Source organism: Gallaecimonas sp. GXIMD4217 (assembly GCF_038087665.1).
GTDB lineage: Bacteria > Pseudomonadota > Gammaproteobacteria > Enterobacterales > Gallaecimonadaceae > Gallaecimonas.
The window spans coordinates 3228489-3241681 of record NZ_CP149925.1 but is presented as its reverse complement, the minus strand read 5'-3'; the positions used below and the strand labels follow the sequence as shown (position 1 = coordinate 3241681).

The following is a 13193-nucleotide window of genomic DNA, read 5'->3' as shown; positions in this document are numbered from 1 at the left end:
TATAAATAGCGCACTATTTGAGCAAGATCCAGCTAGGCATATTCGCCGGCCATTAAAAAAGGGCCGCCAAGGCGACCCTTCTCTGCAAGGCAGCGGCTTAGCTCTGGGTCATGAATTCGATGGCGGCCTGGATCTCGTCTTCGGAGCAGTCCACGCAACCGCCCTTGGGAGGCATGGCGTTGAAGCCGTTGACGGCATTGTGCAGCAGCACGTCCATGCCCTTGGCGACGCGGGGGCCCCAGTCGTCGCTCTGGGACTTGGGGGCGCCCATGATGCCGGCGCCGTGACAGGCGGTGCAGGAAGCGTTGTAGACCTGCTCGCCGCTGCGGGGACCTGTGGGGGCCGCAACCTGAGCGGTAGCGCCTTCCAGGTAAACCTCGCCGACCGGCTTGATGCGCTCGGCAATGGCTTCTTTAGACATGTCGTCGCTGGCTTGGGCCATGCCCATCACGCCAGCGAATCCCAGCGCGGCCACAAAGAGGCGGCCCAGTTTCGCTTTGCTCACGTTGATCTCCCAGTCCGATCTGGTTGTTTTCTGTGATCCGCGCCGGGGCGCGGATCGGATTTGGCGAAATTATACCGGTATGGGGCCCGGCCTCAAACGGTTTTACTGGCAATGAACTGCTCGCAAAGTAGCCGAACGCACCGGGCGGGGCATTTTTTTCTGTTTTTGGCGTAGACGACCAGGGGGGTAATAAGTAATATATGCCTCCGCCGGATGGGCGCCCGTAGCTCAGCTGGATAGAGCGCTGCCCTCCGGAGGCAGAGGTCATAGGTTCGAATCCTATCGGGCGCGCCACTACCTCCAGTAACGGCGAAAAAACAATATGGTGGCTGTAGCTCAGTTGGTAGAGTCCTGGATTGTGATTCCAGTTGTCGCGGGTTCAAGTCCCGTCAGCCACCCCATCATTCCCCAAGTCATGGCGACCGCCGTGACTCAGAAGCGAGAGCTTCGACCCCGAATACGGTGTATAGTGCAGGCTGAATGCGCATCGCCGCGGAGCTCGTGAAGAGCGGGACCAGAGGGTCACGCGCCGCCGGCTCCACATAGATTTCGGTGCTTAGCGCAGTCTGGTAGCGCATCTGGTTTGGGACCAGAGGGTCGGGGGTTCGAATCCCTCAGCACCGACCATATAAAAAAAGCCCGCTCGATGAGCGGGCTTTTTTGTGGCTGCGATATGGCAGTGAGTCGCCGCGGTGTTAACGAAACGCGGGATCATAGGGGGTTGGAACACAGCCCAGTGCAGCCAGGGTCATCGTCAGGTGGCTTATTCCTTTTGTTAGCAGTTGGCAAAATGTCAAATTCCTGTCAATTGAAAGCTAAGTTGAAGTTGTATATATTCCCCGTCGTTTTGGCAGGAAGCTGACGAATAGCACTTGAATAGCAGGCTATTCGGAACTTAGGGAAGGGATTTCGCATGGCAAATATCAAGTTTGGCCTTTGGCTTGGCGTTTTTTCATTCAGTGCCCTTGCCGGCAGTGTTGATATATTGCCCGACACATCGGTGATCCGGAGCACCGGAAAACCCGTCGTCGAGACCTTCCAGTTTTCGCTACCTCCCCTGGTCGAGCCCAGGGAGTTCCATATCTATAACGGCGGCCGCAATGGCGAGTACTGCCGTATCTCCAGCGCCGAAGCCTTCCTCAACGGCCAGCAGATCCTCTTCCCCAAAGATCTCAATCAACAGGTTGCCGTTGTCTCCGTTCCCGTCCAACTGCTTGAAGCCAACGAACTCAGTATTGAACTGCGCAGTAAACCTGGCTGCGGTGTCACCTTCCAGATTGAAGGCGAACTGATCAATCTGCCGCCGGAAATCATTTCCGAGCCCGAGTTGGTGACCCCCGAGGGCGTTACCTATCGATATCAGGTGGAAGTGACCGATCCCAACGAGGACGATCGCCATGCTTTCAGCCTGGATCTTGCGCCTCCCGGCATGGTCATCGGCGCCGATGATGGCCTGGTGGAGTGGTTGCCGCCCGCCGACTACGTCCAGTCGGTGCCACAGTTCAATCGCCAGTGTTATGTCGTCGCTACCGGTCTGGCTCGCGCCCATGAAGAGGACGACGACCCCCTTGCTTACATTGCCCCGCTGTTCCAGCGGGTGAAAACCGCCATTGTCGGTGGCGGCGACTACACGGCTAGGGAAGCCGTTGCCTGGCATCAGCGCCACCAATGCCTGGGCTGCCATATCCAGACCCAGAGCCTGCTTGGCTTGGAAACCTCCAGAGGCAAGGTGGACATCGACGAGGAAAGTGCGCAGTACCTCCTCGAGGAGCTCCTTTCCAGCCAGCAGGATGACGGCAGTATCCGCCGCAGCCACCCTCATTATTCCAAGAACCAGACCGCCCTGGCCCTGTGGTCCTTGAGTTCGGTGCCGGAGTTCGAGCAGACTCTGGACGTACGCGCCAAGGCCATCGAGTTCTTCCTGGCCAGGCAACAGAGTGAAAATAACGGCAGCGTCTATTGGACGGACGATCACAAGTCGGGCTGGCTCAGGTCCCACACCTCCATCAGCGCCATGGTCGCCTATGGCATCACCCACTACCTGAGCGATCTTGACAAGCTGGAGCCAACGCCAGAGCAACAGGAGTTGGCGACAAGGCTCAAGGCGCAGCTGCCGAAAATGGCCAGCTACTTCCTGGGTCATGCCTACCAGGACGAAAACGAGACGCTGCACTCCAGCTTCCGCCTTATCGGTCTGGCGGAGCTGTACCCCTGGCTGGATGAAGGCAGTGAGTTGGCCATCGAGGTTGCCGCCGCCATGGCGCACCTGGAGCAACTGCTGCGCTCCCGCCAGCTCGAAGACGGTGGCTGGAACCGTTACGGCAATGGCAATGCCGGCGATCCCCTGACCTCGGCCTGGGTCGGCATCGCCCTCAACTATCGCCACCCCGAGCTGTCCGACCGGGCCGTCAGCAGGAACATCGAGTTCCTGCTCAACACCCAGCAGTCCAACGGCACCTGGCGCACCAACTCCGGCCTGTTCCAGACTCGCCTGAGTACCACCAGCCTGGTCATGGCCTACCTGCCCATTGCCCTGGAGCATTTGGGCAACCCGGATCTCAGGGTGGGCCACGTTTTCCTGAGGGAAGGTGAAGACGGCGTCGCCGAGCTGGAGGCGCACCTGCAGAACCGTGGTCTGGCCGACATCACTTCGGATTTCGTGGTCCGCTTCTACAAGGGTGGGATCGATGGTGAGGCGCTGGGCGAGCAGCTTGTTTCCGGCCTGCCCAGCAAAGGCCAAGTCATAGTGACGTTGCCGGTCGATACCGCTTTCCTGGACGACGACGTCCATGTGGTCGTCGAATCCGCCACCGAGCTGGATGAATGCCAGATCGGCAACAACCAGTCCGTTGCCGCCCTGGTGAAGGTCAGGGCCACCGATCTCGGCGGTCTCTTCGATACCCAGAGCTTCCTGGTCAACGTCGACGACGTCAATTCCGCCCCCCGTATCGTCAACCAGCCCCCGTCTGTGCTGGAAGGTGGCCAGCCCATAGCCCATCAGGTGGTCGCCGAAGACGACGACAGGGGCGATGCCCTGCACTACGAGCTGATCGAGGCCCCGGCCGGCCTGTTCATCGATCCCCGCACCGGCCGTCTGTCATCCGACCCCAGGCTGCTGCAGCCCGGCGTCCATGAGGTACTGGTCAGGGTCACCGACCTGCGTGGCGCCAGCGACGAGCAGGCGTTCACCCTGACCGTCAACGAAAACCTGCCGCCGCAGATCGTCTCCGCTGCCGTGCAGCGGGGCCAGGAATCCCTGTACCGCTACCAGCTCGAGGCCAGGGATCCCAACCCGGGCGATATCCTGCGCTTTGGGGTGGATCTGGCGCCCGGCGCCATGGTGGTGGACGCGGCCGGTGGCGAGCTGAGCTGGGTTGCCGAAGACAAGTGGCTGGATCCGCTGACCTCAGAAAACCATTACTGCTATGCCCCCGAGCTGGATCTGGATACCAGCCTGACCCCCAAGCTGAAGTGGGCCCGCAACACCGACGGCATGCCGCTGGCTCAATACAACCAGGTCATGCATGCCCCTGTGGTGGTGCCGCTGTACGACACCAACGGCAACGGCCATATCGATGACGGTGACGAGAGAGCCATCGTCTATCACACCTTCCTTGGTCGTCACTACCAGGGCGATGGTGTCCTCAGGGCCATCAGTGCCAAGGACGGCCGCCATCTTTGGACTGTTACCGAGACTGCCTACCGGACTATCCCCGCGGGCTCAATAGCGGCAGGCGATATCGACAACGACGGTTTCGTGGAGATCATCGCCCCCAGAAATGGTGGCGGCATGGTCGCCTTCGAACACGACGGCACCTTCAAGTGGTTCAGCAGCAACAGGACCAACCTGAACTGGGGCGGCCCATCCCTCTATGATTTGGATGGCGACGGCGATGTGGAGATCATCGCCGGCAACCAGATCTTCGATCACCAGGGGCAACTGATCTGGGCGGGCTCCGGCAGCAGCGGTAGCGGCGGTGCCGGTCCGCTCAGCTTTGCCGCCGACCTGGACCTGGATGGCCAACTGGAAGTGATCGCCGGCGCCGCCGTCTATCGCAATGACGGCACCAAGCTGTTCGACAAGGGCGAGGGCTTTGCCGCGATCGGCAATTTCGACGACGACCAGCAAGCGGAAGTGGTGGTGGTACTGGAAGGCTACATGAGCCTGTATAACCACGACGGCTCCCGGCTCTGGCGCGTCGCCATTCCGGGCGGCGGCGGTGGCGCCCCTACTGTGGCGGACCTCACCGGCGACGGCCGTGCCGATATCGGCGTGGCCGGCAAGTACTACTATGTGACGTTTGACCGCACTGGACGGGTGATCTGGCAAAAGCAGAGCCGGGACTATTCCTCTCGCAAGACAGGCTCTTCCGTTTTCGACTTCAATGCCGACGGCCGCGCCGAGATCGTCTATGCCGACGAAGTCAAGCTGCGCATCTTCGACGGTCCCACCGGTGAAGTGCTCTACCAGGTGGCCAATACCTCCGATACCACCTACGAGCTGCCGGTGATCGTCGACGCCGACAACGATGGGCATGCCGAAATCGTCGTCATTGCCAACAACTATGCGCGTTCTGGCTACGCCGGTATCCGGGTATTCGAAGAGCCCAATGACCGCTGGGCGCCGACCCGGGGCATCTGGAACCAGCACGCTTATCATATCGACAACGTCAACGACGACGGCAGCATCCCCAGGACGCTGGCCAACAGCTGGTTGAGCCACAACACCTTCAGGCTCAATACCTTTGCCGAGCGCAATGCCCTGGCCTTGCCCGACCTGGTGGTGCACGACATCCAGTGGGACCAGGCCGGCCAGCGGCTTTCCGTTGCCGTCAGCAACCGCGGCCTGGCGCCGACCCTGGACGAGGCCCAGGTAAAGCTGACCCACGAGCATTACTGGACCGGTGACAGCGAGCTGGGCTCCCTGACCGTTCCCGCCCTGGGGGCCGGTGAAACGGTACGCCTGGCCATGACGCTGGCCAACGCAGACATCCTGGTCGAAGCCGTGCGTGCCGAACTGGCGGCGGACGGCATTCGAGAGTGCCAGCTGGACAACAACCAGACCCGCGCTGCCGTGGTCCAGGCCAACGTCTTCGACCAGGGGGGCCTGTCCGATCACCAGAGCTTCCTGGTGTCCCTGGCCAACGAGAACGATGCCCCGCGCATTGCCAGCGGCAATACCTGGACCCTGGCCGCGCGTCAGCCGGGTAGCCTGCAGATCCAGGTGGCGGACCCCGACAAGGGCGATGCCTTCCTCTATGGGCTGGAGGAAGCGCCGGACTGGGTCACCATCGACCGCATCAGCGGCGCCCTCAGTGCCTCGCCGGTCGAGCCGGGTATCTACCAGGCCAAGGTCAAGGTCACCGATCTGGGCGGGCTCAGCGCCGAGCAGCACCTGCTGATCACCGTCACCGAAGGGGCCAACCAGGCGCCCAGGTTCAGCTCGGAGCCGGCCCTGCTGGCCCCCCTGGGCGAGGACTATCTGTATCTGGCCAAGGCCGAGGATCCGGAGGGTGATGAGGTGGCCTATGCCCTGGATAAGTCACCGGCCGGCATGTTCATCGACGGCGTCAGTGGCGAGATCCGCTGGCGTCCCAGCGAGGCCCAGAAAGGCCTACACGAGGTGGTGGTCAAGGCCCTGGACCCCCATGGTGCCGCCAGCCTGCAGAGCTTTACCCTGGAGGTGACCGATCCCCGGGGTGAAAACCATGCGCCGCAGATCACCAGCGAACCTCAGGGTATCATCCTGGCCGGCGTGGAATTCCGCTACCAGGTGGTGGCCGAGGATCCGGACGGCGACATCCTGTCCTACCGCCTGGAGCGTGGTGCCGCCGGCATGGCCCTGGGCGATGACGGCCTCTTCCGCTGGCTGCCCAGCACCGCCCAGGTGGGTAAGACCTTCGTGGTCGACATCCTGGTGGACGATGGCCGGGGCGGCCTGGCCAAGCAGACCCTGACCCTGCCGGTTTCCGAGGGCGCCAACGCCGCACCCAAGATCACCAGCGAGCCGGAAACCCTGGCCTGGGTAGGCCAGGCCTATGGCTATCAGCTGCTGGCCAGGGATCCCGATGGCGATGCGCTGCGCTTCCAGCTGGAGCAGGGCCCCAACGGCCTGGCCATGAGCGAGCAGGGCCTGGTCAGCTGGACGCCGTCGGCGCGCCAGGCCGGCCAGATCTTCGAAGTGGTGCTCAAGGTCGTCGACGCCCGTGGCGCCGCCGCGATCCAGCGCTTTGGCATTGCCGTGAACCAGGCGGCAGGCGACAACCAGGCGCCGCAGATCCTCTCCGCCGCGCCCTCCCCGGCCCTGGTCGGTGAAGAATACCGCTACCAGCTGGTGGCCACCGACAGGGACGGCGACGAGCTGAGCTACAGCCTGGTCCGGGGGCCACAAGGCGCCCAGTTCAGCGCCGGTGGCCTGCTGAGCTGGACGGCCGGCGCCGAACAGCTGGGCGAGCACGACATTACCCTGCAGGTCAGTGACGGCCAGGCCCTGGTCAGCCAGAGCTTTGTGCTGACCGTCATCGACGGTACCGGCGCCAACCGCCTGCCGTCCATCCACAGTCAGCCGGGCCTGGAGGCGGTCGCCGAGCATCAGTACCGCTACCAGCTCAGCGCCACAGACCCCGATGGCGACGCCCTCAGCTACGGCCTGGCCAAGGCGCCCCAAGGCATGGATATCGATCCCAATGGCCTGATCAGCTGGACACCAAGCCTGGCCCAGGCCGGCAACCACGAGGTGCAGGTCTTCGTCAGCGACGGCCAGGGCCGTGCCCAGCAGAGCTATTCCGTCTATGTAGCGGACCAGCCCCAGGCACTGGACGTCCAGATCAGCATCAGCGAGACCTTTGCCGACGAGGGCGAGGCCATCCACATCACCGTCAGCACCAGCGGCGGTATCGGCGACATCAGCAAGCGCCTGACCCTGGACGGCGCCGACATTGCCCTGGATCCCTACGGCCAGGCCACCGTCATCGCCGAAGGCATCGGCCGCCACGACCTGATCGCCAGCGCCAGCGACGAGCTGGAGTCGGTCGACGAGGTCATCTACTTCACGGTCCGTGACGACAGCGACAGCACCCCGCCCCAGGTGGCCCTGCTGTCGCCCGAGGAGCACAGCAGCCACTGGACGCCCACCGAGGTCACCGGCCGCGTCCAGGACGACAACCTGGTCGAGTACAACCTTTACCTGTCGCCCAAGGGCAAGAACGCCTGGCAGGTGCTGGCCTCCGGCAGCGAGCCGGTGCAAGGCCTGCTGGGCCAGGTGGATACCAGCCAGCTCATCAACGGCCAATACGATCTGGTGCTGCAGGCCACCGACCTCAACGGCGCCACCGCCGCCGACAGCCTGACCCTGTTCGTGGAAGGCGATCTCAAGGTCGGCAACTTCACCATCACCCTGGAAGATCTCAACATTCCCGTGGTGGGCATCCCGGTCCGGGTCACCCGTACCTACGACAGCCGCCGCCGCGCCGAGCAGCTGGATTTCGGCTACGGCTGGAGCATCGGCTACCAGGACGTCAAGGTGGAGGAAAGCCGGGCCCCGGGCAAGTGGTGGTCCATCAACGAGTATCGCCGCGGTATCTTCAACCACATCGTCGATTACTGTGTCGAGCCCAATGGCGATCCCATCGTCACCGTAACCCTGCCGGACGGCGACGTGGAGCGCTTCAAGGCCAAGGCCTACCCGACCTGCAACACCTACCTGCCCATCATCGAGGTGGACCTGCAGTTCGAGGCCATGGGCGACACCCAGTCCGAGCTGGAGATGCTGGGCAACAGCCATACCCGCCTGGTCAACGGCAACCTGGTGGAGACCACTTATTTCTCCGAGCCGCTGGATCCGGATCAGTACAAGCTCACCACCAAGGCCGGTTACGTCTACTACCTGGATCAGGACTTCGGCATCGACAAGGTGGTGGATCCCAACGGCAACACCCTGACCTACAGCAACGACGGCATTGTCCACTCCAGCGGCAAGGCCATCCGCTTCCACCGCAACAGCGACGGCCGCATCACCAGCATCAGCGACCCCAACGGCAACGTGCTGGAGTACGGCTATGACGACAAGGGCGATCTGGTGGCCAGCAGCGACGCCACGGACGCCACCACCAGCTACGAGTACAACCGCAATCACGGCCTGGTCACCATCAGGGATCCGCTGAACAGGCCCATCGTCCGCAACATCTACGAGGACGGCCGCCTGGTGGCCCAGGAGGACAACGAGGGCAACCGCACCGAGTTCAACCATGATCTGGAGGGCCGCCAGTCCGTGGTCACGGACCGCAACCAGAACGTGACCCTGTACTACTACAACGACCGCGGCGACATCGTCAGCAAGCAGGATGCCGAAGGCCACGTGTGGAGCTACAGCTACGACGACCGCGGCAACCAGCTCAGCCAGACCGATCCCCTGGGCAATGTCACCGAGGCCACCTTCGACGAGCGCAACAACCAGCTCACCCAGACCGATGCCCTGGGCAACACCACCACCTACACCTATAACAGTCGCGGCCAGGAGCTCACCATCGAAGATGCCCTGGGCAATCGCTACATCAACAGCTACGACAGCGTCGGCAACCTGCTGACCGTCAAGGATCCCAACGGCAACCTGGCCGGCAACAACATCAACGCCAAGGGGTTGGTGTCGTCCACGGTGGACATGGCGGGCAATACCACCAGCTACACCTATGACGAGGACGGCAACAAGCTGACCGAGATGGATGCCGAGGGCAACGTCAGCCGCTTCAGCTATGACGAAAACGGCAACCTGCTCAGCGAGACCCGCACCCGTACCCACCAGGGAGTGCCGGTCGAGGAGACCACCCGCTATGTCTATGACGCCAACAACAGGCTGATCGAAACCCGTTACCCGGACGGCACCCGCACCCGTTCCGAGTACGACGAGGCCGGCAACGAGGTGGCCACCATAGACGCCCTCGAGCGCCGCACCGAGATGGTCTACGACCCCTACGGCCGCGTGCTGGAAACCCGTTACCCGGACGGCACCAGGGCCACCAGGACCTATGATCCCGAGGGCAATCTCAAGACCGAGACGGATCGCCTGGAGCGCACCACCAGCTACACCTACGACAAGCTGAACCGCCTGGTGCGTACCGACTTCCCGGGCGACAGCTTCACCACCGTCACCTATGACGAGGCCGGGCGCGTGGTGGCAGAAACCGACGCCAACCAAAACACCACCCGCTACGAGTACGACGAGGCCGGTCGCCGCACCGCCGTCATCGATGCCCGGAACCGGCGCCACAGCTTCGCATACGACGCCAACGGCAACCTGGTCAGCGAGACCGACGCCAGGGGCAATACCACCAGCTACGTCTACAACAAGCTGGGCCAGAAGGTGGAGACCATCTACCACGACGGCTCTGTGACCAAGCAGGAGTTCGACAAGGTACAAAGGCGGGTGGCCGGCATCGACCAGGCCCAGCGCCGCACCGAGTACGGCTACGACAAGCTCGGCAGGCTGGTGGAGGTACGCCAGTTCATCGACGGCAGCACCCTCACCACCTCGTACGGCTACGACGAGGCCGGCAACAAGCTGACCCAGACCGACGCCGAGGGCCGTACCACCAGCTGGAGCTACGACAGCCAGGGCAGGGTACTGAGCCGCACCCTGCCCCTGGGCCAGAGCGAGTACTTCGAGTACGACGAGCTGGGTAACGTCGTCGTCCATACCGACTTCAACGGCCAACAGAGCCACTACCGCTACGACAGCAACAACAACGTCGTCCGCATTCAGTACCAGGACGGCGAAGTGGAAACCATGAGCTACGACGCCCTGGGCAACCGCCTCAGTGCCGGCAACGGCCAGGGCACCACCTACTACCGCTACGACAACCGCAACCGCCTGGTGGAGGAGCGCCAGCCCGGCGGCGCCGTGCTGCGCTACCGCTACGACGACAACGGCAACAGGACCGAACTGGTGCTGGAGCAGGGCGACATCAGCTCCACCACCCACTATGAGTTCGACGAGCTCAACCGCCTGGTCAAGGTGGTGGCGCCGGACGAGGGCGTCAGCGAATACGGCTACGACGAGGTGGGCAACCGCACCAGCCTGCGCCAGGCCAACGGCCAGCTCACCCGCTACCAGTACGACGATCTCAACCGCCTGGTCCGCCAGGTAAGCGAGGACGGCCAGGGCAACGTGCTGGCGGATTACCGTTACGCACTCCATGCCACCGGCCGCCGCAGCGGCGTGCAGGAGCTCCACAACGGCCGCAGCGTCGCCTACGGCTACGACGACCTCTATCGCCTGACCGGGGAAACCGTCACCGATCCCCAGGCAGGCAATTACCAGGCCGAGTACCGCTACGACAAGGTGGGCAACCGCGTCTACAGCATCGTCGACGGCGTGCATACCAGCTACAGCTACGACGACAACGACCGCCTGACCCAGCAGGGCGGGGTGAGCTACAGCTACGACGACAACGGCAACACCCTGACAGAGACCCTCGATGCCGACGTCACCCGCTACGGCTACAACGCCAAGAACAAGCTGGTCTCGGTCGAGCGGCTGCAGGGCGGCACCGGCAGCCACATCGACTACGGCTACAACCCGGACGGCATCCGCACCAGCCAGACGGTTGATGGCGTTGCCACCCGGTTCGTGGTGGACAGCAACCGGGACTACGCCCAGGTACTGGCGGAAGTGAGCAACGGCACCACCGAGGTCAGCTACACCTACGGCGACGACCTGCTGGCGCAACAGCGCTCAGGGGCGACCTCCTACTACCTCTACGACGGCCACGGCTCCACCCGCGCCCTGGCGGATGAGGGCAGTGCCGTCACCGACAGCTACCATTACGACGCCTTCGGCAACCTGCTGGCCAGCACCGGTGATACCGACAACAGCTACCGTTTCGCCGGCGAGCAGTACGATGCCGGTCTGGAGCAGTACTACCTGCGCGCCCGCTACTACGACCAGGCGTCAGGGCGCTTTACCCAGCAGGATACGTGGATGGGGAATAACCATGATCCCATTACCCTGCATAAGTACCTGTATGGGAATGCGGATCCGGTAAACCATACCGACCCATCCGGCATGTTCGGCCTGGTCGAATTCGGTGTCGTGAACAATATCCGTTCCGAGCTGGCGAGCCAGCAAGTGAATGTCGGCCTTAGCGTTCTGGATATGGGATTCGGAGGAGATGGCGGCGTCGCCACGCCCAACCCCATGATGCTGGGTGTGGCGGCCATGGGCGGTGCGGCCTCGTTCAAGCTGCTGCGCCTCCTGTCCAAGAAGTTCAGGAAGGTTTGTGGTGCCAACAGTTTCACCGGCGATACATTGGTGTCGACCGAGTTCGGGCTGGTGCCGATCGAGGACATCAAGATCGGCGATAAGGTCTGGGCCTTTGACGAGGAAACCGGCGAAAAGTCTTTGGAAGAAATTATTCACATCATAGTCGGTGAAGGAGAGAAGAATTTAGTGGAGCTTAACTTCTCTAATGGGGAGAAAGTTGTTTCAACTGCTGGTCATCCGTTTTTCGTAACTAATCAAGAAAATGCTTGGGTTGATGCGCAATATCTAACCAAGATTTCAATGCTTTATGGATTTGATGGTGACACAAAGGAGTTGAAGTCAACCAGACAGTTTGAGCAGCTTGAGAAGGTTTATAATTTAACCGTAGACAGAAAGCATACTTACTTTGTCGGGATAAATCAGGTTTTGAGTCACAATATTCAAAAGGTTTGCTCTATAAATGGCCTTGTTTTTGGTGAGAAAAAACCAAGGTTTATTAAAAATCCAAAGCACACAAAGGGAGGCGGAGGTTCCAATGGAAACTTGCCGAAAGGATTAGAACCTGACGATTCAGAGTACGCACTTGCTAATTTGAGTGTCAAGTCTGAAAAGACGGGGCACTGGTATGCTAAATCTTCAGACGGGAAGTCAATTTATAGATACTTTACTGACCACAATGGAAATGCTCATTGGAGCGGGGGCACGGGAGACTTAAATTCTCCGCTGGATTTTAATGAGATACCCGCAGCAGTAAAGAGAGCCTTTGGATTCAAACCTAACGGGAAGAAACAGTAATGCAGGAACTTATTTTGGGCGATAAAAGTAATTTTGCATTGTCTGCAGAAGTTATTGATAATTCGACACTGGAAGGATATTTGTTTTTACATATAGCAGGTAAGAAATTTGGGTACTCTGAATCACCATACGGATTAGAGGCAGCATTAAGCAATGTGGCGGAGTATTTTCATGTTGAACAGTTTGACTCGAAAAATCTGTTCGATTGCCCTGCTTCCATTTTGATTAATGCGTACAGAAAGTGCTTCGAAGAAGAAGTTGACCCTTCAGAGCTAGACGTTGAAAGCGCTTCAGAATTGAAGCTGGATGATGTTAATGATTATTACCTTGGCTTTTATGATGACTTTTTGAAAGACGATAGGCTTGATAACTGCGTTGTTCGAACTGGGAATTATTTGCTCGATGGTTTTCTAATGCTGGCCATCCCTGAGAATAAAAATGTTAGATTCGTAATTTACGATAAAAAATCAGGTGTTGTAGCGGAAGCGGTGGTTGTAATTGATACATTTGAAAGCTATGCCAGCAGCTTACTATCCAAATTGAAGAATAAATAAAAGTAAGTAATAAAAGGGGTCAGATCCTGAGGCATCCCCACAAATAGTCTTTTAATTTCAGCTGGTTATCAATAATGGCGGG

The 13193-nt window shown here is 60.6% G+C and carries 3 protein-coding genes and 3 tRNA genes; 5 read left to right on the top strand and 1 reads right to left on the bottom strand.

The window, feature by feature from the left end:
* Positions 1–97: 97 nt before the first annotated feature.
* The gene (locus tag WDB71_RS15630; protein WP_341502517.1) at positions 98–505 is read right to left on the bottom strand and encodes a cytochrome c5 family protein; all 408 of its coding nucleotides are present in this window, start codon (positions 503–505) and stop codon (positions 98–100) included.
* A 217-nt stretch (positions 506–722) separates the two neighbouring features.
* Here WDB71_RS15630 and WDB71_RS15625 point away from each other — a divergent pair.
* The 5 genes from WDB71_RS15625 (at position 723) to WDB71_RS15605 (ending at position 13111) form a co-directional block, all read left to right on the top strand.
* A tRNA-Arg gene (locus WDB71_RS15625) sits at positions 723–799 on the top strand.
* Positions 800–830: 31 nt separating this feature from the next.
* Positions 831–906, top strand: a tRNA-His gene (locus WDB71_RS15620).
* A gap of 149 nt (positions 907–1055) precedes the next feature.
* Positions 1056–1132: transfer RNA gene (locus WDB71_RS15615), tRNA-Pro, on the top strand.
* Positions 1133–1505: 373 nt separating this feature from the next.
* Positions 1506–12557, top strand: coding sequence for a putative Ig domain-containing protein (locus WDB71_RS15610; RefSeq protein WP_341502516.1), 11052 nt, complete (start codon positions 1506–1508; stop codon positions 12555–12557).
* A complete protein-coding gene (locus tag WDB71_RS15605; RefSeq protein ID WP_341502515.1) occupies positions 12557–13111 on the top strand; it encodes a hypothetical protein in 555 nt (184 codons plus the stop codon). Before WDB71_RS15610 ends, WDB71_RS15605 begins: the two co-directional genes overlap by 1 nt.
* Positions 13112–13193: the final 82 nt, after the last annotated feature.